Annotated in this window: 22 protein-coding genes; 5 read left to right on the forward strand and 17 right to left on the reverse strand. The window is 68.8% G+C overall.

Translation table 11 applies throughout. The annotated features are described in order from the left end of the window. Positions 1–110: 110 nt before the first annotated feature. The gene (locus tag AC07PA_RS10440) at positions 111–986 is read left to right on the forward strand and encodes a helix-turn-helix domain-containing protein (protein WP_494605117.1); all 876 of its coding nucleotides are present in this window, start codon (positions 111–113) and stop codon (positions 984–986) included. Positions 987–1,125: 139 nt separating this feature from the next. On the opposite strand, the gene AC07PA_RS10445 is transcribed toward AC07PA_RS10440, so the two are convergent. Next, complete coding sequence (locus AC07PA_RS10445; protein ID WP_007847842.1) at positions 1,126–1,416, reverse strand: H-NS histone family protein; 291 nt, start codon at positions 1,414–1,416, stop codon at positions 1,126–1,128. Positions 1,417–1,554: 138 nt separating this feature from the next. Beyond that, positions 1,555–2,859, reverse strand: coding sequence for a hemolysin family protein (locus tag AC07PA_RS10450; protein ID WP_494605120.1), 1,305 nt, complete (start codon positions 2,857–2,859; stop codon positions 1,555–1,557). 21 nt (positions 2,860–2,880) lie between these two features. On the opposite strand from AC07PA_RS10450, the gene AC07PA_RS10455 reads away from it, so the two are divergent. Beyond that, positions 2,881–3,723 (forward strand): symmetrical bis(5'-nucleosyl)-tetraphosphatase, encoded by an 843-nt coding sequence (locus tag AC07PA_RS10455; protein WP_494605121.1) that lies wholly within the window; start codon positions 2,881–2,883, stop codon positions 3,721–3,723. 107 nt (positions 3,724–3,830) lie between these two features. Here AC07PA_RS10455 and AC07PA_RS10460 read toward each other — a convergent pair whose 3' ends face one another. The 3 genes from AC07PA_RS10460 to ypfJ all read right to left on the reverse strand — a co-directional run bounded on the left by AC07PA_RS10460 (position 3,831) and on the right by ypfJ (position 8,571). Next, the gene (locus AC07PA_RS10460; protein ID WP_007847845.1) at positions 3,831–5,330 is read right to left on the reverse strand and encodes a DEAD/DEAH box helicase; all 1,500 of its coding nucleotides are present in this window, start codon (positions 5,328–5,330) and stop codon (positions 3,831–3,833) included. Between the two features lie 179 nt (positions 5,331–5,509). Then, a complete protein-coding gene (locus AC07PA_RS10465) occupies positions 5,510–7,621 on the reverse strand; it encodes a SulP family inorganic anion transporter (RefSeq protein WP_238541780.1) in 2,112 nt (703 codons plus the stop codon). Between the two features lie 59 nt (positions 7,622–7,680). Beyond that, positions 7,681–8,571 carry a KPN_02809 family neutral zinc metallopeptidase gene (gene ypfJ / locus AC07PA_RS10470; protein WP_007847847.1) on the reverse strand — a complete coding sequence of 297 codons (891 nt, stop codon included), beginning with the start codon at positions 8,569–8,571 and terminating at the stop codon, positions 7,681–7,683. Between the two features lie 139 nt (positions 8,572–8,710). Here ypfJ and pcp point away from each other — a divergent pair, with 139 nt between their 5' ends. From pcp to AC07PA_RS10485, 3 genes are read left to right on the forward strand one after another with little or no spacing between them, the layout of a single operon-like run. After that, on the forward strand, positions 8,711–9,385 hold the full coding sequence (pcp, locus tag AC07PA_RS10475) for a pyroglutamyl-peptidase I (RefSeq protein WP_052024295.1): 675 nt from the start codon (positions 8,711–8,713) through the stop codon (positions 9,383–9,385). Between the two features lie 51 nt (positions 9,386–9,436). Next, positions 9,437–10,396: a delta(1)-pyrroline-2-carboxylate reductase family protein gene (locus AC07PA_RS10480; protein ID WP_494655373.1), complete on the forward strand. Its 960-nt coding sequence runs from the start codon at positions 9,437–9,439 to the stop codon at positions 10,394–10,396. A 51-nt stretch (positions 10,397–10,447) separates the two neighbouring features. After that, entirely contained in the window at positions 10,448–12,166 is a 1,719-nt protein-coding gene (locus AC07PA_RS10485; protein WP_494605126.1) for a sensor domain-containing diguanylate cyclase, read from the forward strand. On the opposite strand, the gene AC07PA_RS10490 is transcribed toward AC07PA_RS10485, so the two are convergent. From AC07PA_RS10490 to AC07PA_RS10545, 12 genes are all read right to left on the reverse strand, one after another. Beyond that, the gene (locus tag AC07PA_RS10490) at positions 12,097–12,450 is read right to left on the reverse strand and encodes a hypothetical protein (RefSeq protein WP_007847853.1); all 354 of its coding nucleotides are present in this window, start codon (positions 12,448–12,450) and stop codon (positions 12,097–12,099) included. The genes AC07PA_RS10485 and AC07PA_RS10490 overlap by 70 nt on opposite strands. A 140-nt stretch (positions 12,451–12,590) precedes the next feature. Next, positions 12,591–13,163, reverse strand: a complete 573-nt coding sequence (dcd, locus tag AC07PA_RS10495; RefSeq protein WP_007847855.1) for a dCTP deaminase — start codon at positions 13,161–13,163, stop codon at positions 12,591–12,593. 118 nt (positions 13,164–13,281) lie between these two features. Then, positions 13,282–13,584, reverse strand: coding sequence for a hypothetical protein (locus tag AC07PA_RS10500; protein ID WP_494605129.1), 303 nt, complete (start codon positions 13,582–13,584; stop codon positions 13,282–13,284). Between the two features lie 23 nt (positions 13,585–13,607). Continuing rightward, complete coding sequence (guaD, locus tag AC07PA_RS10505) at positions 13,608–14,915, reverse strand: guanine deaminase (protein ID WP_494605131.1); 1,308 nt, start codon at positions 14,913–14,915, stop codon at positions 13,608–13,610. A 66-nt stretch (positions 14,916–14,981) separates the two neighbouring features. Then, entirely contained in the window at positions 14,982–16,100 is a 1,119-nt protein-coding gene (locus AC07PA_RS10510) for a BMP family ABC transporter substrate-binding protein (RefSeq protein WP_494605133.1), read from the reverse strand. A gap of 100 nt (positions 16,101–16,200) precedes the next feature. Continuing rightward, positions 16,201–17,775 carry a methyl-accepting chemotaxis protein gene (locus tag AC07PA_RS10515; RefSeq protein WP_145695217.1) on the reverse strand — a complete coding sequence of 525 codons (1,575 nt, stop codon included), beginning with the start codon at positions 17,773–17,775 and terminating at the stop codon, positions 16,201–16,203. 169 nt (positions 17,776–17,944) lie between these two features. Continuing rightward, positions 17,945–18,997, reverse strand: a complete 1,053-nt coding sequence (locus tag AC07PA_RS10520; protein WP_007847865.1) for an adenosine deaminase — start codon at positions 18,995–18,997, stop codon at positions 17,945–17,947. Further along, positions 18,997–19,974 carry an aromatic ring-hydroxylating dioxygenase subunit alpha gene (locus AC07PA_RS10525; RefSeq protein WP_494605135.1) on the reverse strand — a complete coding sequence of 326 codons (978 nt, stop codon included), beginning with the start codon at positions 19,972–19,974 and terminating at the stop codon, positions 18,997–18,999. Before AC07PA_RS10525 ends, AC07PA_RS10520 begins: the two co-directional genes overlap by 1 nt. A 132-nt stretch (positions 19,975–20,106) precedes the next feature. After that, positions 20,107–21,279 carry a BMP family ABC transporter substrate-binding protein gene (locus AC07PA_RS10530; protein WP_007847870.1) on the reverse strand — a complete coding sequence of 391 codons (1,173 nt, stop codon included), beginning with the start codon at positions 21,277–21,279 and terminating at the stop codon, positions 20,107–20,109. A 182-nt stretch (positions 21,280–21,461) separates the two neighbouring features. Beyond that, positions 21,462–22,382 (reverse strand): ABC transporter permease, encoded by a 921-nt coding sequence (locus tag AC07PA_RS10535; RefSeq protein WP_057201413.1) that lies wholly within the window; start codon positions 22,380–22,382, stop codon positions 21,462–21,464. Positions 22,383–22,427: 45 nt separating this feature from the next. Then, the gene (locus AC07PA_RS10540; RefSeq protein ID WP_007847875.1) at positions 22,428–23,501 is read right to left on the reverse strand and encodes an ABC transporter permease; all 1,074 of its coding nucleotides are present in this window, start codon (positions 23,499–23,501) and stop codon (positions 22,428–22,430) included. Continuing rightward, positions 23,494–25,086: an ABC transporter ATP-binding protein gene (locus tag AC07PA_RS10545; protein WP_007847879.1), complete on the reverse strand. Its 1,593-nt coding sequence runs from the start codon at positions 25,084–25,086 to the stop codon at positions 23,494–23,496. Before AC07PA_RS10545 ends, AC07PA_RS10540 begins: the two co-directional genes overlap by 8 nt. Positions 25,087–25,104: the final 18 nt, after the last annotated feature.

Genomic DNA, 25,104 nt, shown 5'->3' on the forward strand with positions numbered 1-25,104 from the left:
CCTTGGGTTGTGTTGAAGTGCAAGAGCCTCCATGGTTGCCGCGACCGCTCACGGCGTCGATGACCTGCGAGGTAATGGCCCGCGTGCGATATGCCTCTAGGATGCAGGGCATGACCAGCCCACACCACGCCCCACGCCCCTCCCTGCCCCACCGGCCTGCGGCCGCCGGCCACCGCGGCAGCACGCCGGGCCCCGCTTCGTTCGGGGACCACCTGCGCACCTGGCGTCAGCAGCGCCACCTGAGCCAGCTGGAGCTGGCCGACGAGGCGGACATCTCCACCCGCCATGTGAGCTTCATGGAGACGGGACGCACCAACCCCAGCCGCGAGATGGTGCTGCGCCTGTGCGAGCGCCTGGCGATCCCGCTGCGCGAGCGCAATGCGCTGCTGGTGGCGGCCGGCTATGCGCCCATGTACCGCGAGCGCGCGCTGGACGACCCGGCCCTGGCCGCCGCACGCCAGGCTGTGGAGCTGGTTCTCAAGGGGCACGAGCCCTGCCCGGCGCTGGCGCTGGACCGCTGCTGGAACGTGGTGGCCACCAACCGCGCCGCCCAGGCGCTGCTGGCCAACCATGTGAGCCCCGAACTGCTGGAAGGGCCGGTGAACGTGTTCCGCCTGAGCCTGCACCCCAAGGGCCTGGCCCCGCACATCGCCAATCTTGCGCAGTGGCGGGCCCATCTGTTCGAGCGCCTGCGCCAGCAGATACAGGCCACGGCCGACCCGGTGCTGATCGCCCTGCAGGCCGAACTGCTCGAATACCCGGCGCCGGATGAATCGAGTTCCCTGGTGCTCGACGGTGAAATGCTGGGTGTGGTAATGCCCTTCTGCTTTCAAAGTGCGCGGGGAACGCTTTCGTTTATCAGCACCACCACCATATTTGGAACGCCGGTGGACGTGACCTTGCAGGAGCTGGCGGTGGAGTCATTCTTTCCCGCCGATGAATTCACGGCCCAGGTATTGCGCGAAATAGCCGCGGCTCCCCAGTGAGCAGTGCTGCCGCTGCGGCCGTCGCAGCAGCATCCGACCCGCACCCACAGGGTGCACGCCATGCAAAAAGCCCGCGACTGCGGGCTCTTTTTTTATGCGGCCCGGCAAAGGGCCGTCCCGCAATCGATGATTCAACCCATCAAATGGCGAATTTCTCGCGGTTTTCGTTTTGAATCCACTTCGGTGCCTTGCCACGGCCTGTCCAGGTCTGGCCCGTGGCTGGGTCACGGTACTTGGGCGCTACCTTGGTACCCGCACTGGCACTGCGTGCCCGGCCGCTGGGAAACACGTCCTGCGCGGTCAGGCCAAACTCCGCCACCAGAGCACGCACCTGCGACACGGCATCGGACAGCTCGCGCTTGCGCGCTTCACCGATTTGCTGTTCCAGGGCATCGCGTTGCTTGAGGAGTTCTTTGTAGCTGGTTGTCATGGTATGTTGGGTTGCTGGGTGGACAAAGGAGGCCCCATTATAGGAATAATGGGCAAATTTTGCCGGGTTGGCCAAAAAAATCGCGACAAGCCGTTGAAACAACCGCACGGGCGAAAATATATCCAGTTGTCCAGGTAATCACCCGGATGGGTCAGGCTGTTCCATTTGTGCCAATACCCTGTCGATTCTCTTGCCTTCCAGGCCAAGCACCTCGAATATCCACCCGGCACAGGCAATGCGCTCGGCCACGGCAGGCAAATGGCCTGATTCGGCCATGAGCAATCCCGCCAGTGTGTTGTAACGGCCCCGCTCCTCGCCGGGTAACTCGCGAATATCCAGGCGCGCCTTGAGTTCGCTGACCGGCATCAGGCCATCGAGCAGCCAGGCGCCGTCCTCGCGCTGCGTGGCCCAGGCGTCGGTGGCGGCGCCCGGCTGAAGCTCCCCGGTGATCGCCTCCAGCAGATCGCGCGGCGTCATGATGCCCTGCACCACGCCATATTCATCGACCACGAAGACCATGCGGCCGGAGCGCGCGCGGAACTGTTCGAGCAGTTCCATGCCGCTCAGGGTTTCGGGCAGGAAGGCTGCCGGCAGCGCGTACTGCTCGATGGAGCCTGGGGCCTGCACGCCCAGTTCCAGCAGGCGCGCCACGCTGATCAGGCCCACCACCTCGTCGAGCGAGCCCCGGCTCACCGGATACCAGGAGTGGGCGCCATGGCCGCCGCCGGTGCCCGCCATCTGCAGGGCTTCGGCCACGCTCAGCCGTGCTTCCAGCCACTGCACATCGGTGCGGGGCACCATCAGCGAGGTCAGCGGCCGGTCATCGAGGCGGAACACGTTGCGCACCATCTGGTGCTCGTGGTGCTCGATCACCCCGGCATCGCGGCCCTCCTCCAGGCTGGCCACGATCTCCTCTTCCGTCACGGCGCGGCCGGCATTGTTGTCGATGCGCAGCAGGCTCAGCACACCCTGGGTGGACAGCGACAGCAGGCGCACGAAGGGCTTGGCCACCGTCGCCACGCCGGCCATGGGCCGCGCGACGAAGCGGGCCACGGTCTCGGGGTAGAGCTGGCCGATGCGCTTGGGCACCAGTTCACCGAAGACGATGGTGATGAAGGTGATGACCGTGACCACCAGCGCAGTCGCGGCGATGCCAGCGGCACGCTCGGGCGCACCGAGCGCCTGCAGCCAGCGCGCCAGGTCATCGCTGAACGCGGCCTCGCCGATGATGCCGTTGAGCATGCCGATGGAGGTGATGCCCACCTGCACCGAGGACAGGAACCGGGTCGGGTTGTCCAGCAGTTCGAGCGCGGCCTGCGCGCCCTTGTCCCCCTCGGCCGCCAGGGCCGCCAGGCGCGACTTGCGGCTCGACGCCAGTGCCAGCTCGGACATGGCAAAGACGCCATTGAGCAGCGTGAGCAGCGCAATCAGCAGAAAATCCATGGTTCTACAAATGGGAACACGATGGCACTTTACTGCATAGGCGATATCCAGGGTTGCGACAGCGCGCTCGGACGCCTGTTGGACGAGATCGGTTTTTCCGCCAGCCGCGACACGATCTACCTGCTGGGCGACCTGGTGAACCGGGGGCCCGAATCAGCGGCGGCCCTGCGCCGCTGCATGCGGCACGGCGATGCGCTGCGCCCGCTGCTGGGCAACCACGACCTGCACCTGCTGGCGACGGCGCATGGGGCACGCAAGCCCTCGCGCAAGGACACTCTGGGCCAGGTGCTCGAGGCGCAGGACCGCCATGCCATGCTCGGCTGGCTGCGCCAGCAGCCCCTGATGCGCACCCACGTCCACGCGGGAGAGCGCCTGGCCATGGTGCATGCCGGCCTGCTGCCCGCATGGACGGTGGACGAGGCCCTGGCGCTGGCGGGCGAAGTGCAGGACGTGCTGCGCGGCCCGGGGCTGCCGGACTTCCTGCACCAGATGTACGGCAACGGCCCGGACCGCTGGGACCCGGCGCTCACCGGCATGGACCGGCTGCGCACCATCGTGAATGCGATGACACGGCTGCGCTTTTGCTCGGCGGGCGGGGTGATGGACTTCGAGAGCACCGAAAGCGCGGACACGCCCCCCGAGGGCCTGATGCCCTGGTTCGACGTGCCGGGCCGGCGGGCGGCAGGCAGCCTGGTGGCCTTCGGCCACTGGTCCACGCTGGGATTGCTGGACCGCAGCGACACCCTGGCGCTGGACACGGGCTGCGTCTGGGGCGGCTGCCTGAGCGCCATGCGCTTTGGCACCACCTTGGCCGACCGCGAGCTGCTGCAGGTGCACTGCGAGCAGTCGCAGGCACCGGGCTGAGCCGCGGCCGTCGACGGCCCTGCAGCGCTGCGGGAGCGCCAAGGGAGCGCCAGACGTGGCAAGGGCTGCCGCAGCAGCCCTTGGAGCCTCGCCCACCGACGCGTGCGTCAGTCCGTGGTGGCGACGACGGCGGTTGCGGCCTTGAACAGCGCCGCGACCTTGCGCTTGGGCTTGATGTTGGCGGACACGCTGCTGCGCGGGGCCGATCGGGCCGATTCCCAGGCGGGGGCTGCGTCGGCAGCCGCGCTGGATTCGTAGGGCTTTTCGAAGAACGGGTCGCGCGATGCCACTGCAGGGCGGAAGCCCCGGTGCTGCTCGCGCGGTTCGCGGGTTTCACGGCCAGGGCGGTGCTCGCGTTCGCGCTCGCGGCGCGGGCCGGAGGCAATGGCGTCACGGCCATCGCCGGTTTCGCCCGCTTCGCGCCAGGCACGGCGGCCATCGTTGATGCGGCCACGCGGCTGGTCTTCGTCGTACTCGATGGCTTCGAGCTCGATCTTCTTCTTGATGAGCTTCTCGATGTCGGCCACCAGGCGGGCATCGCTGCCCGACACCAGAGTGACCGCCAGGCCCGAGGCGCCGGCACGGCCGGTACGGCCGATGCGGTGCACGTAGTCTTCGGCGTTGAACGGCACGTCGAAGTTGAACACCGCGGGCACGTCCTTGATGTCGAGTCCACGCGCGGCCACGTCGGTGCACACCAGCAGGTCGACTTCACCCTTCTTGAAGGCTTCCAGGGCCTTCAGGCGCTCGTCCTGGCTCTTGTCACCGTGCAGGGCCGCCGTCTTGAGGCCTTCGCGCTCCAGGCTGCGCGCCAGGCGGGCGCAACCGAGCTTGCTGTTCACGAAGATGAAGGCCTGCTTGAGCCCCCGGGTCTTGAGCACCTGGTGGATGGCACGGCGCTTGTCGTCGTCGTTGGCACTGTAGAAGCGCTGTTCCACCGTGGAGGCCGTCTCGTTCGGGCGAGCCACCTCGATGGTGATGGGGTTCTGCAGGTAGCTGCCGGCCAGGCGCTTGATCTCGGGCGAGAACGTGGCCGAGAACAGCAGCGTGGTGCGCTGCTTGGGCAGGTAGGACAGGATGCGCTGCAGGTCGGGCAGAAAGCCGATGTCCAGCATGCGGTCGGCCTCGTCGAGCACCACGTACTCGACCTGGTTGAGCACCGCGTTCTTGGCCTCGATGTGGTCCAGCAGGCGGCCCGGCGTGGCCACCAGCACCTCGACGCCCTTCTTGAGCTCGATGGTCTGGGGCTTCATGTCCATGCCGCCGAAGACCACGGTGCTGCGCAGCTTGGTGTACTTGGCGTACAGCGCGATCTGCTGGGCCACCTGGTCGGCCAGTTCGCGCGTGGGCAGCAGCACCAGCGCACGCACGGGGTGGCGGGCGGGCGATGTGGAACTGCTCTCGTGCTTGAGCAGGCGCTGCAGCAGCGGCAGCGAGAACGCCGCCGTCTTGCCGGTACCGGTCTGGGCGGCACCCATCACATCCTGGCCGGTGAGCACCACCGGAATGGCCTGGGCCTGGATGGGCGTCATGGACTCGTAGCCCATTTCGGCCACGGCACGCGCCAGCGGCTCGGCCAGCGAAAGATTGGAAAAAGAACTTGTCATTTAGCCTTCTATTGTCGCACCGGTGGCCCAAACACACCATGGGGGTGGTAAGCAAGGGTGAATTCACCGAGGCATGCCGCCACAAGACTGGGTTTGGTGCTTTTATTTCGATAGCACCAAACCAATAACCATCAAGTCACAGATGGTAATTTCCGGGGGCCGAGGCCTCTCGGCAGGCCCTACTCCAGCACCGCGCGCAGCTGGCGCGTGGTGACCGCGAGGCGGCGCGCACCGATCTGGGCAATGTTGTTCATCACGGTCAGCGCGGCTTCGGGGTAGCGGTGCGCCCAGGCATCGAAGTGCGCCCGCGACAACCGCACCAGCTGCGCGGGGCCGAGTTCCGCCCCGGCGCTGGCGGTGCGGGCCGCGCCATTGAGGAAGGCCATCTCCCCGAACGCCATGCCCGGCCCCACGGTGGCCAGGCGCAGGCCCCGCTCGGGCGGCCACTGGGTCACCAGCGTGATGTGGCCCGACTGCACGACCAGCAGGTCGCGGTCGGTATCGCCGGCGTTGAACACCACACCATGGGCCGCCATGGGCAGCGCTTCCAGCAGGGCCTCCAGCGCCAGCCGGGCCTCCGTGGCGATGCCTTCGCCAATTTCGCCGAGCCTGTCCTGCTCGGGATAGACAGGCCGTTCATGCTCGGGCCGTTCGGCAAGGATCGCCGCCTCGGCCCATTCCAGGGCCCGGTCGCCATCGGCGAAGCTGCGCACGCCGGAGCCCACCTGCTCGGCCGCCACCCGGTCGAGCGCGGCCACGGCGCAGGCCACGCCCTGCAGGCCCAGGTCGCGCACCAGGGCCCGCAGCTGCGCCAGGGCGGTGCTGTCCCAGGCCGGCACGCGGCTGGCGTCCAGCACCACCCAGCGGTGGCGGGGCTGCAGCATCAGCCGCACCTGCTCGGCCAGGTGCGCGGCCACGCCAAAGGACATCACGCCCTGCAGCTCGAACACCGCGACCTGGTTCATGCGCGGCGCCAGCCAGGTGTCGGAGCCCGCACGGCGCAGGCGGCGCGACCGCATCTGCCCGTCCAGCCGCACATGGCGCAACACCTTGGAGGCCGAATCGCGCAGCAGCACGAAGGTGGCCACCACCAGCCCGGCCACCAGCGCCCCCACGCCGCCCATGACGGCGAACACCAGCGCCACCAGCCAGCTTTGCGCCCAGGTCACGCTGGAGCGGCGCGCATACCCTGGCGACCACAACAGGCCGGGCACCTGCATCAACCCTGCCAGCACCAGCCCGCCGGCCAGGCAGGCCATGGGCACCCAGTGCAGCCACCAGGCGCCCGTGAGCGCCACTGCCAGCATGATGCCCGCATGCCAGCGCGGTGCGCTGGCCGAGGCACCGGCCTGCGCGAGCACGATGCGCGAACGCGAGGCGCTGGTGGACGCCGGGATCATGCCCGCCAGGCCGCAGAGCACGCCCAGCACGCTCTCGCGCCGCAGGGCCAGGTTGGGGTTGCCACGCAGGCCATGGTCGAGCTCCAGCTCCTGGTTGAAGACCAGGATCTCCAGGCTGTTGACCAGCGCCATCAGCAGGGCCAGCACCACCAGCGCCGAGCCGTGCCGGTGCGCCAGCTCCAGCCAGGGAATGCCCGTCCAGTCGGGCCACAGCGGCCCGGCGAAGGCGCTTGGCGTGACGGCCGGTGCGAACACGGCGCCCATGCCCACACCCCACAGGCCGGCCACGGCCACCGCCAGCGCCACCAGCACCACGGCCGTGAGCAGGCCCGGCATGCGGGGCCAGCGCCGGCGCAGCAGCACCGCCAGGCCCACTACCGCCAGGGCCGCCGCAGCATGCCATGCCGTGCGCAGGTCCCAGCCCCAGCCGGTGCCGGCGCCCAGGCCATTGCGCAGCTGGCCCACGACCATGGACAGGCCCACGCCCGCAGCAAAGCCATGGGTCACCGAAATCGGCAGAAAACGCGCCACCGAGGCCAGCCGCAGCACCCCCAGCAGCCACTGGAAGCCGAAAGCCAGCGCCACGGTGGCACCGCTCACGGCCAGCACCTGGCGCGCCGTGAGGCCCAGGGTGCCCGCCGCGCCGTGGGCCGTGGCCACCACGGCGGCGAACAGCAGGGCTACCACGGTGGTCGGCGCGTAGACGACACCCGGGCGCGGCGCCAGCACGGTCAGCAGCAGGCCGGGCAAGGCGGCCGACCACAGGGCCAGGGCCGCCAGCGAATAACCGCCGGCCAGCGGCGCGAAGGCCAGCAGCCCCAGGCCCACGGCATGCGGGACCGTGACCGCAGCGGCCGACCAGGCCGCCGCCGCGCCAGAGGGCGGCGACACGGCGGGCCCGGCGCCGGCCGTCCCCTCGCGAACCGCAGCGGAGGACGGCTCAGGGCCCATCACAGGTTGCGCGCGGAAAAGGTGTCACAGCCCTTGACGCTGCCGTTCTGCAGGCCGTTGTTGAACCAGCGCTGGCGCTGGGCGCTGCTGCCATGGGTGAAGCTCTCGGGCACCACCCGGCCGCCACCGGCCCGCTGCAGGGCGTCGTCGCCGATCTTGGCAGCGGCATTCATGGCCTCCTCCACATCGCCCTGCTCCAGGATCTTGCGGGCGGCCTGCGCATGGTGCGCCCACACGCCGGCAAAGCAGTCGGCCTGCAGCTCCAGGCGCACGGACAGGGCGTTGTACTCGGTCTTGCTCACGCGGCCGCGCATCTGGTCCATCTTGCCGCTGATGCCCAGCAGGTTCTGCACGTGGTGCCCCACCTCGTGCGCGATCACGTAGGCCTGGGCGAAGTCGCCCGGCGCGCCCAGGCGGTTCTTGAGGGTTTCGTAGAAGCCCAGGTCGATGTAGACCTTCTGGTCGGCCGGGCAGTAGAACGGGCCCATGGCCGCCTGGCCGGCACCGCAGGCCGTGGGGGTGGAGCCGCGGAACAGCACCAGCCGCGGCTCCTGGTAGGTGCCGCCGCCCTGGCGGAACACGCCCTGCCACACGTCCTCGGTATCGGCCAGCACGGTGGACACGAAGCGCGCCATGGTGTCGTCGGCCGGCGGGCGGTGTGCCGGCCCTTGCGGTTGCTGCTGTACCTGCGCGGGCGGCCCGCCGCCGCTGAGCAGGCCCAGGATGGTCAGCGGGTTGATGCCCAGCACCCAGCCGCCCACCAGGGCGATCACGATGGTACCGATGCCGATGCTGCGGCCGCCGAAGATGGGCGAGCCGCCGCCGCCACCACCGCCCTCGTCCCGGCGGTCCTCCACGTTGTCGGATTCCCGATTGCCTTCCCATTTCATCTTCGATTCTCCAGCGCCCCCACCGGATGGGGGCATGGACCGCATGTTACGCGCGACGCGCCCTCGCGAACACCGGATGCAGGTAGGAAACCAGCGCGCTACCATGCAGGCTGTCGCCGCCCCACCACCCGCCCTGCCCATGCTGCCCCATCCCCACCACCTGCCCTCGGACGCCAGCAACCCCGTCATCCTGCTCACGGGCTTCGACCCGTTCGGCGGCGATGCCGTGAACCCGAGCTGGCTGCTGGCCCAGGCGCTGCAGGGCCAGTGCATCGGTGGGCATACGGTGGTTTCGGCGCAACTGCCCACCGTGTTCGGCCAGGCCCTGGAGCGCCTGGCTGCCCTGCACCGGCAGCTGCGCCCTGCCCTTTCGGTGTGCCTGGGGCAGGCCGGTGGCCGGGCGGCCCTGTCGATCGAGCGCATCGGCATCAATGTGGACGACGCCCGCATTCCCGACAACCGGGGCGCCCAGCCCATCGACGGCGCCATCGTACCGGGCGGCCCGGCGGCCTACTTTGCCAGCCTGCCCATCAAGGCCATGCTGCGCGCCGTGCAGCGCACCGGTGTGCCCTGCGAGGTGTCGCAGACCGCCGGCACCTTCGTCTGCAACCACGTGCTCTACGGCCTCCTGCACCTGCTGGCCACCGAGGGAGCGGCAGGCATGCGCGGCGGCTTCGTGCACGTGCCCTGGCTGCCCGGCCAGGGCACGCCCCACATGGCGCTGCGCGACATGGTGCGCGGCCTGCATGCCGCGCTGTGGGCGGCTGTGCTGGCGCAGCAGGACATCGCGCTCGGGGCTGGCGCCACCCACTGAACCGGGGGCCGGCCCGTGCCGACACGCGCCCGGGCTGTGTACAGTCTGCCGATGCATTCCGTACCGCCTTCATCCCCCGCCCCCATGCTCGGCCCCGAGGCCACGGCCGGCCTGCTGCCCTGGGCCGCGCTGGCCGACGAGATCGCAGCCCTGCTGCAGGACGAGGGCATCGCCGTGCCGCCGCGCGGCGTGCTGCCGCTCGCGGGCGGCAGCACGCTGTTCGTGATGCCGGCCAGCGACCGCACGGTGGCCATGGCCAAGCTGATCACCCTGACCCCGGGCAATGCGGCGCGCGGCCAGCCCACCATCCAGGGCGACGTGGTGGTGTTCGACGTGGCCAGCGGCGAGCGCCGCGTGGTGCTGGACGGCCCCACCGTCACGGCCCGGCGCACGGCGGCCGTCTCGCTGCTGGCAGCGCAGCGCCTGGCGCCGGTGCCGCAGGGCCCGTTGCTCGTCGTGGGTGCCGGCGTGCAGGGCCTGGCCCATGTGCAGGCCTTCGTGGAGGTGCTCGGCGTGCGCGAGGTCTGGGTCGCTTCGCGCAGCGCGGCCAGTGCCGAAGCCCTGGCACAGGCGGCCCGCGCCCTGGGCGCAAAGGCCCGGGTCGTGCAGGACGCCGACGCGGCCCTGGCCCACTGCCCCCTGGTGGCGGCATGCACCCCGGGCACGGCGGTGGTGCTGGGCGCCCGGCCCCGGCACGATGCCTTCGTGGCGGCGGTCGGTGCCTACACCCCCACCATGGCCGAACTCTCGCCCGGGCTGTGCCAGTGGATGGCACAGCAGGGCACGGTGGTGGTGGACACGGCCGATGCCGGGCACGAGGCCGGCGACCTGCTGCAGGCCGGGCTCGATGTCGCGCGCCTGCCCACGCTGCGGGACGTGGTGCGGCAGGCAGGTGCTGCGCGGTCCCGCACCGGGCCCGTGCTGTTCAAGAGCTGCGGCTGGGCCGGCTGGGACCTGGCGGCTGCCCGCCTGGTGCTGCGCTCCGCCAACACCGCGCCCCCGGGGCATTGACGGGAACATGGGAGCGGGCGCACATTCCCCGCCAGGGACCACCCCACTACCATGACCCATCCCACCCGGTTTCACGGCCAGAGCCTGCGCACGCAGATTTCGCTGGTGTTCGCGGTGCTCGTTGTCGGGCTGGCCGTGCTGCTGTCCCTGGGTTTTGGCGAATTGCTCCAGCTGCGCATTCAGCGCGACGCCAGCCGGGCGCTGCACACCGTGGCCGACAACGCCAGCCGGCAGCTCGCCCAGGGCCTGTACGAACGCAGCCGTGTGGTGCAGGTGCTGGCCGATGCTCCAGGCATCTGGGAGCACGGCCTGGGCTCGGTCGAGGTGCGCCAGTTGCTGGCACGCAGCCAGGCCATCGATCCGCACAGCCTGTGGATCGGCGTGGCCGATGTCCAGGGGGTGGTGCGGGCCGCGACCAAGGGGCTGCTGGAGGGTGAAAGCGTGCGCGAGCGGCCCTGGTTCATCGCCGGGCTTGCGCAACTGCATGTGGGCGACGTGCACCCGGCCAAGCTGCTGGAGACCCTGCTGCCACCCAACACCTCGGGGGAACCCCACCGCTTCGTGGACTTTGCCGCCCCCATCCGCACAGGGCAGACGACAGTCGGCGTGCTGGGCATGCACGGCAGCTGGGAGTGGACGCGCGAGGTGCTGCAAAGCCTGGCCCCCGTTGGCATCCAGGGCGCCTCGGTGGACCTGTTCGTGTTCGACCGCACGGGCAAGCTCATTTTCTCGCCGCCGGAGTACCGCAGCCCGCTCGAAGCCGGCGGCCAGCGCCTGCCCGTGCCACTGACCGTGGCCACCCGGGAGTCGGGCACCCGGCCCGCCAGCGTGGTGCCCTGGGCCGACGGCAAGAACTACCTGACCTCCAGCGTGCGCATGGAAGCCCGCAACGCCCCCAGCGACCTAGGCTGGCACATCGTGGCGCGGGAGCCGGTGGAGGTCGCGTTCGCGGAAGCCAACCGTGCCGTGCACATGGCCGTGGTGATCGGCCTGCTGGCGGCCGTGCTGGCCTCCGGCCTGGCCTGGATCGCGGTCCGCCGCCTGAGCGAAGACCTCTATGTCCTGGCCGATGCGGCCAGCCTCGTGGAATCGGGAAAGCCGGGGGCCACGATTCCGCTGGTCACCCACAACCGCGAGGTGCACCAGTTGTCATCGGCCCTGAGCGGCATGACGCAGCGCCTCATGGCGGCCCATGAAGCCATGGAAGACAAGGTGCGGGTGCGCACCCTGGAGCTGGAGGCCGCCAACCGCGCGCTGGACCTGCAGGCCCGCACCGATGCCCTGACCGGCCTGCTCAACCGCCGGGGGTTCGACAGCAGGATGGAGTTTGCGCTGGCCCTGGCGCGCCGCAGCGGCCGGCCCCTGAGCCTGGTCTCGGTGGACGTGGACCATTTCAAGCGCGTGAACGACAGCTTCGGGCATGAAGCGGGAGACGAGGTGCTGCGCCGGCTGGCGCTGACGCTGCAGCAGCGCCTGCGAGCGTCGGACGTGATCGCGCGGCTCGGCGGCGAGGAGTTTGCCGTGGTGCTGCCCGACACCGACCTTGGTGGCGCCCGCGCGATCGCCCAGTCCATCGTGGACGGCATGGCGGCGCAGGACGATCCTCTGGTGGGGCGGATCACGGTGAGCGCGGGCATTGCCAGCCTGCGCCCGGGGCAGGACAGCGCCCACGAGATGATGCGCCGCAGCGATGCCGCGCTCTACGAGGCCAAGGGCCAGGGGCGCAACAGGGTGTGCGTGGAGCCCGAAGCCGGACCGGTGCTGAAATAGTCTCCCAGACGGGCGGCGAGCCCGTCCAGTTCGCTGTCACGGTGCTGGCGCGCGATCGCCAGCTGTTCCTGCGCATACGGCGGGTGGCCGAGCATCATGGCCGTGTTCACACAGTGGCCACGCTTGGCCATCTGCAGGATGAAGGCATCCAGCACTTCGCACGGCCAGTAATGGATCTCGGCCTCGCCATGCTGGTCATGGCGGGCGGCGCTGGGGCCAGCCAGGTGGGGCAGGTCGGCACCCGCCATCGTGCGGGGTGCGGACGGGTCAACAAAGTCGATCATGTTGGACTCCTTCACACGGACCCTGCGAACATCCGCAGGCATGCATCCATGCTAGGAAACTTACCAACACTTGCACTTCAGCCGAAGTGCCCTGGCCCTGTAGGACAGGACCGCCGGCGGCGCGCATGCGCCCTGGGCGGTCAGGCCTTGGGCAGGGTCACGCCGACCTGGCCCTGGTATTTGCCGCCACGGTCCTTGTACGAGACTTCGCAGACGTCGTCGGGATCGCTCTCGAAGAACAGCACCTGCGCGCAGCCCTCGCCCGCGTAGATGCGCGCCGGCAGCGGCGTGGTGTTGGAAAATTCCAGCGTCACATAGCCTTCCCATTCGGGTTCGAAGGGTGTGACGTTGACGATGATTCCGCAGCGCGCATAGGTGCTCTTGCCCAGGCAGATGGTGAGCACGTTGCGCGGAATGCGGAAATACTCGACCGTGCGTGCAAGCGCAAAGCTGTTGGGCGGGATGATGCAGCTGTCGCCATGGAAGTCGACGAAACTTTTTTCGTCGAAGTTCTTCGGGTCCACCACCGTGCTGTGGATGTTGGTGAAGACCTTGAATTCCGGCGCACAGCGGATGTCGTAGCCATAGCTGCTGGTGCCGTAGCTGATGATCTTGCGGCCCTCGGCCTCGCGCACCTGGCCGGGCTCGAAGGGTTCGATCATGCCGTGGTCGGCCGCCATGCGGCGGATCCATTTGTCGCTTTTGATGCTCATTGGTTAACTCCTGCGCCGTATTCTAGGCAGGACGCTGCCACCGGCCCCGCGCACCAGCCCTTGGAGCCGGGCTTTTTCACGCGCCCACCGCCCGGCGCGGCGCGGCGCTGCGCAAGTGTCACCTCAGCTTTTTCTCGCGGATGTGGCGCGCCAGGCCGCAGTAGCCTTCCTTGAACAGGATGTCGCGCTCCAGCTGGGCGGGCAGCAGCTTCTCCTTGAGGTCCGCGGCCGCCTGGTTGCCCTGCGAGCGGCGAATGAAACCGATGGCCTCCTCGAACTTCGAGACCTCGGAGCGGCAGGCTTCCTGCACCCGCTGTGCGGCGGTGCTGTCGCTCGCCAATTGGGCCCGGACGGGCTCGCCTGCCAGCAGGCCCGCCGCGAGGGCCAGCCAGGGAGCGGCGCAGGACACGGTACGCAGCATGGTCCCGGATGCCAGGCCGCCCGTCAGGTGCCTGCAGCCTGCAAATCCAGGACTGACTGGCTGATCACCGTGCGCTCGACCAGGCGGTCGTCGCCCAGCACGATCATCGCGAACAGCAGTTCGTCCAGGTTGCCGGCCTGGGCCGTCTTGCGCGCCAGCAGCGGGGTGGCGGCGGGGTTGATCACGACGAAGTCGCCCTCGCAGCCGGGCTGCAGGTTGCCGACCACGCCGCCCAGGCCCAGGGCCTTGGCGGCGCCTGCCGTGTGCTGCCACCACAGCTGCTGGGGCGAGAGGCTCAGGCCCTGCTTGGTCTGCCCTTCGCGCCCCACGTAGTAGGCGGCCAGCATGGTGCGAAACGGGCTGAAGCTGGTGCCACCCCCCACGTCGCTGGCCAGGCCATAGCCGAAGCCCACGCGGTCGGCGCCCGCATAGTCGAAGAAGCCGCTGCCCAGGAACAGGTTGCTGGTGGGGCTGACGGCGGCCACGGTGCCGGTGTCGCGCATCAGCGCGCGGTCGTCGTCGTCGAAATGGATGCAGTGGGCGTACACCGCGCGCTCGCGCATCAGGCCGTAGTCGCCATACACGCCCAGGTAGCTGCGCGAGGCCGGGAACAGCTCGCGCGCCCAGCGCACTTCGTCGAGGTTCTCGGCCACGTGCGACTGGATCCACACGTCGGGGTGGCGCGCGGCCAGTTCGCCTGCGCCCTGCAATTGCTCGTGCGTGCTGGTGGGCGCGAAGCGCGGCGTGATGGCGTAACCCAGGCGGTCCACGCCGTGCCAGCGCCGGATCAGCGCCTCGGTGTCGATGAGGCTTTGCTCGGTGAGGTCGCGCACGCCGTCGGGCGAATGGCGGTCCTGAAGCACCTTGCCGGTGATCAGGCGCAGTTGGCGGTTCTGCGCTTCGGTGAACAGTGCGTCCACACTCGCAGGGTGCGAGGTGGCAAATGTCAGCGCCGTGGTCACGCCGTTGCGCAGCAACTCGTCCACAAAAAAGCCGGCCACCTGGGCGCCGTAGGCCGGGTCGACGAAGCGCGACTCGTGCGGGAAGGTGTAGTTCTCCAGCCAGGGCAGCAGGCCCGCGGCAGGCGCGCCGATCACATCCGTCTGGGGGAAGTGGATGTGCATGTCGACGAAGCCCGGCGCGATGAGGCGGCCGGGCAGGTGCTCGACCGCGCCCTGCCCGTAGGTGGGCGCCAGGGTACTCCACGCGCCCGCGGCCACCACGCGCTGGCGGCCCGCGCCATCGGGGGCGATGGCCAGCAGGCCATCCTCGTCGTACAGGGCCGAGCCATCGTCGGCGAAACGCAAAAGGGCAGAACGGTAGACACGCATGGGGACTAGCTTAGCGGCACAGGCGTGCCGCTGCATATGCAGCCGCCCATAATGGGTATGCGAGGTTCAGTGGCTGAGCTTGCCCTGCACGCCTTCGGCGAGCCAGTTCATCTTGAGGATCTGCTCGTCGCTGAGCACCTGCCCTGCGGCGATGACCTCGCGGCCTTCGTTATCGCGCACGGCGGCCTTGCCTGCGCGGAAGGGGTGCAGCGTGCCTGCGCCCACGGCCTTTTGCGCGGCCAGCACTTCCTGCTGCACGGCCTGCGGCACCTTGGGGCCGAAGTCGCCCACGCGGATCAGGCCCTCGCGCACGCCGCCCCAGACGGTGGCGCTCTTCCAGGTGCCGGCCTGCACGGCGCGCACGCGCTCGGTGTAGTAGCGGCCCCACTGGTGGGTGACGGCGACGATCTGCGCATCGGGCCCCGTGCCGCGCATGTCGGAGTGGTAGGCCACGGCCATCTTGCCGCGCTCCTGGGCGGCGGCCATCACGGCGGTGGAGCCGGTGTGGAAGGCGATCACGTCCACGTCCTGGTTGAACAGCACCATGGCGGCATCGCGCTCCCTGGGCGGATCGAACCAGGCGTTGAGCCAGACCACCTTGACGGTGGCCTTGGGGTTGACCGAGCGCATGCCCAGGGTGAAGGCGTTGATGCCCTGCAGCACCTCGGGAATGGGAAAGCCCGCCACATAGCCGGCCACGCCGGTCTTGCTCATGCGGCCGGCGGCGATGCCGGCCAGGTAGCGGCCCTCGTAATAGCGCGCGTTGGCGGCGGCCACGTTGGCGGCCGTCTTGTAGCCGGTGATGGACTCGAACTTCACGTTCGGGTAGTCCTGCGCGACCTTGAGCGTGGGCTCCATGTAGCCGAAGCTCGGTGTGAAGATGATCTGGTGGCCGGTGGCGGCCAGGTCGCGGATCACGCGCTCGGCGTCGGCCCCCTCGGCCACGTCCGCGACGAAGGTGGTCTTGACGTCCCTGCCCAGCGCCGCCTCCACGGCCTTGCGGCCCTCGTCGTGCTGCCTGGTCCAGCCGGCCTCGGTGATGGGCGAGACATAGACGAAGCCGGCCTTGACGGGCGCTGCGGGCGCCGTCTTGCTGGACTGGGAAAAGGCGGGGGAGATGGAAACGGCGCCGAACAGCGCACTCACACAGACCGCACGCAGTGCGGTGGCGAGGTTTTTATACATGGTAGTCCTCTACATGGTCCCGATGGCAGAAAAAGCAAAAGGCTGCCGGGACAGCAGCCTTTGCGGGTGGGTATTGTAACCAGTTGCGCGTTTTTGGCGCTCAATGCAGGCGCAATGCGCCCGAGGGTGCGCCCAGCCGGAAGGCGCCGACCACGTCCGACAGGCGCGCGGCCTGGTCCTTGAGGCTCTCGGCGGCCGCGGTGGATTCCTCCACCAGCGCAGCGTTCTGCTGCGTCATCTGGTCGAGCTGGCTGACGGCCACGTTCACCTGGCTGATGCCCTGGCTCTGCTCCGATGCTGCGGCGCTGATCTCGCCGATGATGTCGGTCACGCGGCGCACGGACCCCACGATCTCGTCCATGGTGCTGCCGGCGTTCTGCACCAGCGCAGCGCCCGATTCCACCTTCTCGACCGACTGGCCGATCAGGGTCTTGATCTCCTTGGCGGCCTCGGCGCTGCGCTGCGCCAGGCTGCGCACTTCGCTGGCCACCACGGCAAAGCCCCGGCCCTGCTCGCCGGCACGCGCCGCCTCCACGGCGGCGTTGAGCGCCAGGATGTTGGTCTGAAAGGCGATGCCGTCGATGGTGCCAATGATGTCGCTGATCTTCTTGCTGCTGGCGTTGATCGCGTCCATGGTGCTCACCACCTGGGCCACGACCTCGCCGCCGCGCTGCGCCACCTGGGCGGCCGACGCGGCCATCTGGTTGGCCTGCACGGCCGAGTCGGCGCTCTGGCGCACGGTGCTGGTGAGCTCTTCCATGGAGCTTGCCGTCTCCTCCAGGTTGGCGGCCGTCTGTTCGGTGCGCGCGCTCAGGTCCTGGTTGCCGATGGCGATCTGCGCGCTGGCGGTGGAGATGCTGTCCACCACGCCGCGCACCTGCTGCAGCGAGCCGTGCAGCGCGCTGCGCATGACATCGAGCGAGCGCAGCAGGTGGCCGGTCTCGTCATTGGCGTAGCTGGCCTGGGGGGCACCGGTCAGGTCCATGTTGGCGATGGACTCGGCGATCGCTTCCGCCTTGCGCAGCGGGCGCGTGATGCTGGTGGCCAGCAGCCAGGCCAGCAGGGCCCCGAGCACCAGGGAGATGGCCGTGCACACGTACAGCAGCACGGTGGTCTGGGAACGCAGTTCCTCGGCGCGCTTGCCGGCGGCATCCAGATCGGAGCGCTGGGCACTGACCAGTTGCTGCACCCCGGCCAGGTAGTCACGCGAGGTGGGCTCGAAGCGCTCGCTGAACACCTTGCTGGCGTTCTCGGCATCGCCGGCCTGCTTGAACTTGCTCACCTCTTCGCGGGCGGCCAGGTAGGCCTTGCGCAGTTCACCGACCTTGGTGAACAGTTCCTTTTCAGCGGACGTGTCCATCTTCGATTCAATGAACTTCTGCAGTTCGTTGGTTTCGCTGATGGAGGTGGCCGTGGCGGGCGCGAAGTAGGGGATCAGCGAGGCGTCGCTGCTCTTGGCGATGGCGGCGGCCCGCTGCACACCCGAAGTGGTGTGGCGCAGCCAGTCGGCACCGGCACGCTCGACCTTGATGTTGTCGTTGACCATGGTGTCGATCTCGGTACCGAGCTGGCCCAGGCGGACCACGGCCACGATGGAACTGAGCAGGAACAGGGCAAGGATCACACCGAGCACCAGGGTCAGGCGCTTGCCGATGGACAGCTGATTGAGAAACATGGGGAAGGCTCCGGCCAGGAAGGGGCGTGGGTTGCGCAAAAAAATACGGCCCCCAGGGGCCGCATTCAGCAGTGCCAGCACCTCACGGGAGCCAACAAATGCTTACATAAAGTTGAATTATAGGGTTTACCCTGAATTTCTGCACTCCTCTGGTGCGAGCGCCCCGGGATCAGTAGTCGTGCTCCATGAAGCGCTCGAAGCGCTCCTTGAGCTTGTGCTCCCACACCCGCTTGTCGGCGTTGCCCGCAAAGCTGGCTTCGAAGCTGTTGAACGCCAGCTGGTAGGCATGGCGCACCGTCATGCCCGTGGCGGCGAACACCTCGGTGAAGTTGTCGTTGATGTAGCCGCCGAAGTAGGCCGGGTCGTCCGAGTTGACGGTCGCGGCCAGGCCCGCGTCGAGCAGTTTCGCCAGGTTGTGGTCGGCCAGGTTGGGGAACACGCACAGCTTCTGGTTGGACAGCGGGCACACGGTGAGCGCAATGCGGTCCTGCGCCAGGCGCTGCATCAGCGCGGCGTCGTGCACGGCCTGCACGCCATGGTCGATGCGCTCGACCTTGAGCACGTCGAGCGCGCTCCAGATATAGGCCGGCGGCCCCTCCTCGCCCGCGTGGGCCACGAGATGCAGGCCCAGCTCGCGGCAGCGCGCGAACACGCGCGCGAACTTCTCGGGCGGGTTGCCGACCTCGCTGCTGTCGAGGCCCACGCCGACGATCTTGTCCAGAAACGGCTGGGCCTGTTCCAGCGTCTCGAAAGCCGACTCCTCGCTCAGGTGGCGCAGGAAGCACAGGATCAGCGTGGCGCTGATACCCAGGTCGGCCTTCGCGTCCACGCAGGCGCGGTGCAGGCCGTTGACCACCGTTTCCATCGCCACGCCGCGCTCGGTGTGGGTCTGGGGGTCGAAGAACAGCTCGGCGTGCAGCACGTTGTCGGCCGCGGCGCGCACCAGGTAGGCGCGCGCCATGTCGTAGAAATCCTGCTCGTGCAGCAGCACGCTGGCGCCCGCGTAGTAGATGTCGAGGAAGCTCTGCAGGTTGGTGAAGGCGTAGGCGCTGCGCAGCGCCTCCACATCGGCATAGGGCAGCGACAGGCCGTTGCGCTGCGCCAGCGCGAAGATCAGCTCGGGCTCCAGCGATCCCTCGATGTGGATGTGCAGCTCGGCTTTGGGCATGGCGCGCAGCAGCTCGGGGATGCGCGCGGCGGGGATGGGGGGGACTTTGAACATCAGCAAACTCCAAAGGTGATGCCGCTGGCGCGCAGGTAGCGGCGGTAGGCGGATGATGCCTTGTCGGCGGCGGTATGCAACTCTGCGCGCAGGTCCAGCGGCAGGCGTTGCGGTGTCTGGGACTCCAGCACGGGCTGGTCCTGGGTGAAGATGGTGTGCTGGAAGGCCTGCAGCCTCTCGTCGGGCGATGCGAAGTCGGCCACGGCCAGGCGGAACCACACGCGGCTGGTCTCCGGCGTGAGCGGGCACACGAACAGCGCGATGGACTCGCGCCAGCCGGCCACGGCCGTGGTGCCGGCCTCGGGCACCTTGGTCAGCACCGCCGTGTAGGGGCCGGTCACCTCGTAGGTGTACTCGACCTGGGCCGGCAGCGTCGAGTGCAGGTTGGACTGCGGCTGCCAGGCCTTGCAGCCCGTGGCACGCAGGCCCGTGGGCGTGGGCTCGACACGGTAGTCGTCGATGGCCGTGGCCTCGCGCGTGCCGAGCCAGCCGTCGTGCACGAAACCGAAGTGCGCCATGTCCAGGAAGTTCTCGACGATGCGCGGGGCGCTGGTCGCCACGTCGTAGGGGCCGCAATCGAGCTTGCGCAGGCGCTCGTCGCCCTCGGCCTCGAAGGCGGGCAGCGCAGCATCGCCCGCACCGATGCGCACCCAGATGAGGCCGTAGGCCTCCACCACGCCATGGCGCAGAGCGCAGTGCGTTGCGGGCGGCGTGAACTGCGGCAGCGCCGGTACATGCTCACACTGCCCGCTGGCTGCAAACTGCCAGCCATGGTAGGGGCACTCGATGCGGCCGCCGTGCACCCGGCCCAGGGACAGGCGCGCCCCCCGGTGCGGGCAGCGGTCCGTGAAGGCCTGCACCTGGCCGGCACCATCACGCCAGAGCACGAGGGCGTGCTGCAGCAGTTGCACGGCCAGGGGCGCCTGCTGTACCGCGTGCGCCAGGGCCACCGGGTGCCAGAGGGTGGTTTCGATCATGGGAATGGTTCTTGTTGTTCGGGGCCCGGCGCGCAGCCCTGTGGACATTCTGTACGGCCCCAACGAAAAAGGGAACGTGCTGCGCACGTTCCCTTTCGTGGACCGGGCCGTTGTGGCCCGATCAATGGCGGCTTACTTCTTGTCGCCGCCGGGGATCTTGCCTTCCACGCCCTTGACGTAGAAGTTCACGCCGCTCAGGAACTTGTCGTCGGCGACGGCGTCCTTGGCGACCACTTCCTTGCCGTCCTGGCCCACGATCGGGCCCTTCCAGATCTGGAAGCTGCCGTCGGCCAGGCCCTTCTTGACCGCTTCGACCTTGGCCTTGGTGTCGGCAGGCACGTCTTCGGCGATGGAGACGATGTCGATCGCGCCTTCCTTCACGCCCCACCAGCTCTGGCCCGTGGCCCACTGGCCTTCCAGAGCGTCCTTGGTGGCCTTGATGTAGTACGGGCCCCAGTTGATCACGGCCGATGCCAGGTGGGCCTTGGGGCCGTAGGCGGTCATGTCACTGTCCCAGCCAAAGGCACGCTTGCCCTTTTCCTGGGCGGTCTTGAGCACGGCGGGCGAGTCGGTGTTCTGGAACAGCACGTCGGCGCCGCCGTTGATCAGCGAGGTGGCGGCTTCGGTTTCCTTGGGTGGGCTGAACCATTCGTTGACCCAGACCACCTTGGTCTTGATCTTGGGGTTGACCGATTGCGCACCCAGCGTGAAGCTGTTGATGTTGCGGATCACTTCAGGGATCGGCACCGAGCCCACCACGCCCAGGGTGTTGCTCTTGGTCATCGCACCGGCGATCACGCCGGCCATGTAGGCGCCTTCATAGGTGCGGCTGTCGTAGGTGCGCACGTTGTCGGCGGTCTTGTAGCCGGTGGCGTGCTCGAACTTCACGTCCTTGAAGTCGGGGGCGATCTTCTGGATCGACTCCATGTAGCCGAAGGTGGTGCCGAAGATCAGCTTGTTGCCCTGGCCGGCCAGGTCGCGCAGCACGCGCTCGGCATCGGCCGATTCGGGCACGCTCTCGACGAAGCTGGTGACGACCTTGTCGCCGAATTCCTTCTCGATGGCCTTGCGGCCGTTGTCGTGGGCGAACGACCAGCCGCCGTCGCCCACGGGGCCGACATAGGCGAACGCGATCTTCAGCGGCTCAGGCTTGGGCGCGGGGGCCGATGCCACTGGCGCGGGGGCCGGTGCGGCAGCAGGCGCCGGTGCCGGCTCTTCCTTCTTGCCACAGCCCGCCAGCGCGGCGGCCGCAACGGCGGTCAGCGCAGCCATCTTGAGCATGGAGCGTTTCTGCAGATCAGTCATGTCGGTTCCTTATAAGAAAGAAGGAGTTTGCAAGGTTGGGGACGAAAACGGTGATTATGGGGCGATCTACCGGGCGGTAACCAAAGGTTTTTGGGGGAGATGCGACCGGCAAGGCCTTGGCACCCGGCAGGATGCAAGATCCAAGCCGAGGCCGTGCGCCACGAGAAGGCATCCGCCCATCTTCACGAACCAGGGTAGAAAGGTTTGCCCAGCGAGGCGGGCATGTTGATGCGGATCCACGCCGGGTTGCGCGAGATCAGGGCCAGCACCACGATGGTGGCCACGTAGGGCAGCATGCTCAGCAGCTGGCTGGCCACCTGCACGCCCGTGGCCTGCAGGTGGAACTGCAGCATGGTCACGCCGCCGAACAGGTAGGCGCCAAGCAGCACGCGCGCCGGGCGCCAGGTGGCGAAGGTGGTCAGCGCCAGCGCGATCCAGCCGCGGCCGGCCACCATGCCCTCGACCCACAGCGGCGTGTAGACGGTGGAGATGTAGGCCCCCGACAGGCCGCACAGTGCGCCGCCGGCCACCACGGCCGCCAGGCGGATGCGGCGCACCGGGTAGCCCAGCGCATGGGCCGACTCGGGCGATTCGCCCACCGAACGCAGCACGAGGCCGGCGCGCGAGCGGTACAGGAACCAGATCAGCGCGGCCACCAGCAGCATGGTCAGGTAGACCACCGGGTGCTGCTGGAACAGCGCGGGCCCGAGCAGCGGCACCTCGGACAGGCCGGGGATGGCGTACTTGGGCATCTCGGGCAGCTTGGCCTGCACGTAGCTGATGCCCAGGAAGGCCGAGAAGCCCACGCCGAACAGGCTCAGTGCCAGGCCCGTGGCGTACTGGTTGGTGTTGAGCCAGATCACCAGCACGCCGAAGATGGCGGCCAGCACGGCACCGGCGGCCATGCCGGCCGCGAAGCCCAGCCAGCTGTTGCCTGTGTGCACCACGGTGGCGAAACCGGCGATGGCGGCGCACAGCATCATGCCCTCGGCACCGAGGTTGACGATGCCGGCCTTCTCGTTGATCAGCAGGCCCAGGGCCGCGATGGCCAGGACGGTGCCCGCACTCAGCGTGGCACCTATGAGCAGTGCATAGGATTCCATATCAAGCCCCCTGCCCGAAAATGTGGTGGATACGAGGTGTGCGGTTCATGCCTTCACCCCCTGGTGGCCCACCCAGCGCACGCGGTAGGCGATCAGCGTGTCGCAGGCCAGCAGCGTGAACAGCAGCAGGCCCTGGAACACGCCGGTGAGCGATTTGGGCAGGCCCAGGCGCGACTGCGCCAGCTCGCCGCCGATGTAGAACATGCTCATCAGGATGGCCGAGAGCACCATGCCCACCGGGTGCAGCCGCCCCACGAAGGCGACGATGATGGCCGCGAAGCCATAGCCCGCCGGCACGTACGGCGTGAGCTGGCCGATGGGGCCGGCCACTTCGAGCGCACCGGCCAGGCCTGCGGCCCCGCCGGAGACCAGCAGCGCCACCCACAGCGCACGGCGCGACGAAAAGCCGGCATAGCGCGCCGCTGCCGGTGCCAGGCCGCCCACCTGCTGGGCAAAGCCGGCCCGCGTGCGGAACAGGAAGACCCACAGCGCGGCCGCGCCGGCCAGGGCCAGCAGCAGGCCGATGGACACGCGCGAGCCCTGCATCAGGCGCGGGATCTGCGTCACGCGCTCGAAGGTCTTGGTCTGCGGGAAGTTGTAGCCCATGGGGTCCTTCCACGGGCCGTACACCAGGTAGCCCAGCACCAGCGTGGCCACGTAGACCAGCATCAGGCTGACCAGGATCTCGCTGGCGTTGAACTTGTCGCGCAAGAGCGCGGTGAGCCCCGCCCAGGCCATGCCGCCGAGCACGCCGGCCACGAGGATGGCCGGCACGATCCACGGGCCGGTGGTCTTGTCGGCCAGCAGCGCCACACCGCCAGCCACCACGGCGCCGATGACGAATTGCCCCTCGGCGCCGATGTTCCAGACATTGGAGCGAAAGCACACGGCCAGGCCCAGGGCGATGAGCAAGAGCGGCGTGGCCTTGACCATGAGTTCGCCGATGGCGTACGGCGTCTTGATCGGCTCCCAGAAGAAGATCTGCAGCGCACGCACGGGGTCCTTGCCCAGGGCGGCGAAGAGGATGACCCCGATCAGCACGGTGAAGGCCAGCGCCAGCAATGGCGAGCCGAAGGTCCACAGCCGCGAGGACTGGGGACGCGGTTCCAGTTTAAGCATGCTGCAGTCCTCCCACGGCCGAAGCCCGTCCTGCGTGTCCCAGGTGGGACTGCACGTCGGCATGCCACAGCCCGCTCATCCATTCGCCGATGCGCTCCACGGTGGCCTCGGCGCGCGGCACCGAGGGCGACAGGTGGCCCTTGGCCACGACATGCAGGCGGTCGCAGATCTCGAACAACTCGTCCAGCTCCTCACTGACCACCAGCACGGCACAGCCCGCATCGCGCAGCGCCAGGATGGCACCGCGGATCTGCGCGGCCGCGCCCACGTCCACGCCCCAGGTGGGTTGCGAGACGATGAGCAGCCGCGGCTTGGCATCGATCTCGCGGCCCACGATGAATTTCTGCAGGTTGCCGCCCGACAGCGACTTGGCTGCCGAGTGCGGCCCACCGGCCTTGACCTGGAAGCGCTCGATGATGGCGCGCGCATGGGCTTCGAGCGCCCCCACCTTGATCCAGCCGCTGCCCGCCACCGAGTTGGTGCGCGTGAGCAGCAGGTTGTGCGCCAGGCCCATGGTGGGCACGGCACCGCGGCCCAGGCGCTCCTCGGGCACGAAATGCAGCCCCAGGGCGCGGCGGCGGGCGGGGCCCATGCGGCCCGCGTTCTGCCCCGCCACCTGGATGCTGGCAGGCGTGGCCCGCTGGTCTTCGCCCGACAGGGCGTAGAGCAGTTCCTTTTGCCCGTTGCCCGAGACGCCGGCGATGCCGACCACCTCGCCGGCCCTGACCTCGAAGGACAGGTCCACCAGGTCCACGCCAAACTGGTCGGCGCGCGGCAGCGAAAGGCCCTGCACGTTGAGTACCGTGGCGCCGGTCTGCACCTCGCGGTGCTCGAGCGCTGGCGGCTCGGCGCCGATCATCAGGCGCGAGAGCGAGGCATTCGATTCCTCGGCCGGGTTGCACACGCCCGTGACCTTGCCGCCGCGCAGCACGGTGCAGGCGGTGCACAGCGCACGGATCTCATGCAGCTTGTGGCTGATGTAGAGGATGCTGCAGCCTTCGGAGGCGAGCTTGCGCAGCACCACGAAGAGCTTTTCCACCGCCTGGGGGGTGAGCACCGAGGTGGGCTCATCGAGGATCAGCACCTTGGGGTTGGTGAGCAGCGCACGGATGATCTCCACGCGCTGCATCTCGCCCACGCTCAGCGTGTGCACCGGGCGCAGCGGGTCGATGTCGAGGCCGTACTCGGCGGCCTTGGCGGTGATGCGCTGCGTGACCTCGGCCAGGTCCTGGCTCTTGTCCAGGCCCAGCCAGACGTTCTCGGCCACGGTGAGGGTGTCGAACAGGCTGAAGTGCTGGAACACCATGGCGATGCCCAGGGCCCGCGCCTCCTGCGGATTGCGCACCTGCACCGCCTGGCCGTTGAAGTGCACGCTGCCCTCGTCGGGCTTGACCGAGCCGTAGATGATCTTCATCAGCGTGGACTTGCCCGCGCCGTTCTCGCCCAGAACGGCATGGATCTCGCCCGGCTGCACCGTGAGCGAGACACCGCTGTTGGCCACCACGGCGGGATAGCGCTTGGTGATGCCTGTGAGCTGCAGCCGGGGCGCCAAGCCCGGGGCATTGGAAAGAGGTGGTGAACTCATGCGGTGGATTGTCTCTCA

It is taken from the genome of Acidovorax sp. GW821-FHT09B03 (assembly GCF_059418305.1).

Coding starts and splice junctions, on each gene's coding strand:
- AC07PA_RS10440 (WP_494605117.1), top strand. CDS start 111: ATGACCAGCCCACACCACGCCCCACGCCCCTCCCTGCCCCACCGGCCT.
- AC07PA_RS10445 (WP_007847842.1), bottom strand. CDS start 1,416: ATGACAACCAGCTACAAAGAACTCCTCAAGCAACGCGATGCCCTGGAA.
- AC07PA_RS10450 (WP_494605120.1), bottom strand. CDS start 2,859: ATGGATTTTCTGCTGATTGCGCTGCTCACGCTGCTCAATGGCGTCTTT.
- AC07PA_RS10455 (WP_494605121.1), top strand. CDS start 2,881: ATGGCACTTTACTGCATAGGCGATATCCAGGGTTGCGACAGCGCGCTC.
- AC07PA_RS10460 (WP_007847845.1), bottom strand. CDS start 5,330: ATGACAAGTTCTTTTTCCAATCTTTCGCTGGCCGAGCCGCTGGCGCGT.
- ypfJ (WP_007847847.1), bottom strand. CDS start 8,571: ATGAAATGGGAAGGCAATCGGGAATCCGACAACGTGGAGGACCGCCGG.
- pcp (WP_052024295.1), top strand. CDS start 8,711: ATGCTGCCCCATCCCCACCACCTGCCCTCGGACGCCAGCAACCCCGTC.
- AC07PA_RS10480 (WP_494655373.1), top strand. CDS start 9,437: ATGCATTCCGTACCGCCTTCATCCCCCGCCCCCATGCTCGGCCCCGAG.
- AC07PA_RS10485 (WP_494605126.1), top strand. CDS start 10,448: ATGACCCATCCCACCCGGTTTCACGGCCAGAGCCTGCGCACGCAGATT.
- AC07PA_RS10490 (WP_007847853.1), bottom strand. CDS start 12,450: ATGATCGACTTTGTTGACCCGTCCGCACCCCGCACGATGGCGGGTGCC.
- dcd (WP_007847855.1), bottom strand. CDS start 13,163: ATGAGCATCAAAAGCGACAAATGGATCCGCCGCATGGCGGCCGACCAC.
- AC07PA_RS10500 (WP_494605129.1), bottom strand. CDS start 13,584: ATGCTGCGTACCGTGTCCTGCGCCGCTCCCTGGCTGGCCCTCGCGGCG.
- guaD (WP_494605131.1), bottom strand. CDS start 14,915: ATGCGTGTCTACCGTTCTGCCCTTTTGCGTTTCGCCGACGATGGCTCG.
- AC07PA_RS10510 (WP_494605133.1), bottom strand. CDS start 16,100: ATGTATAAAAACCTCGCCACCGCACTGCGTGCGGTCTGTGTGAGTGCG.
- AC07PA_RS10515 (WP_145695217.1), bottom strand. CDS start 17,775: ATGTTTCTCAATCAGCTGTCCATCGGCAAGCGCCTGACCCTGGTGCTC.
- AC07PA_RS10520 (WP_007847865.1), bottom strand. CDS start 18,997: ATGTTCAAAGTCCCCCCCATCCCCGCCGCGCGCATCCCCGAGCTGCTG.
- AC07PA_RS10525 (WP_494605135.1), bottom strand. CDS start 19,974: ATGATCGAAACCACCCTCTGGCACCCGGTGGCCCTGGCGCACGCGGTA.
- AC07PA_RS10530 (WP_007847870.1), bottom strand. CDS start 21,279: ATGACTGATCTGCAGAAACGCTCCATGCTCAAGATGGCTGCGCTGACC.
- AC07PA_RS10535 (WP_057201413.1), bottom strand. CDS start 22,382: ATGGAATCCTATGCACTGCTCATAGGTGCCACGCTGAGTGCGGGCACC.
- AC07PA_RS10540 (WP_007847875.1), bottom strand. CDS start 23,501: ATGCTTAAACTGGAACCGCGTCCCCAGTCCTCGCGGCTGTGGACCTTC.
- AC07PA_RS10545 (WP_007847879.1), bottom strand. CDS start 25,086: ATGAGTTCACCACCTCTTTCCAATGCCCCGGGCTTGGCGCCCCGGCTG.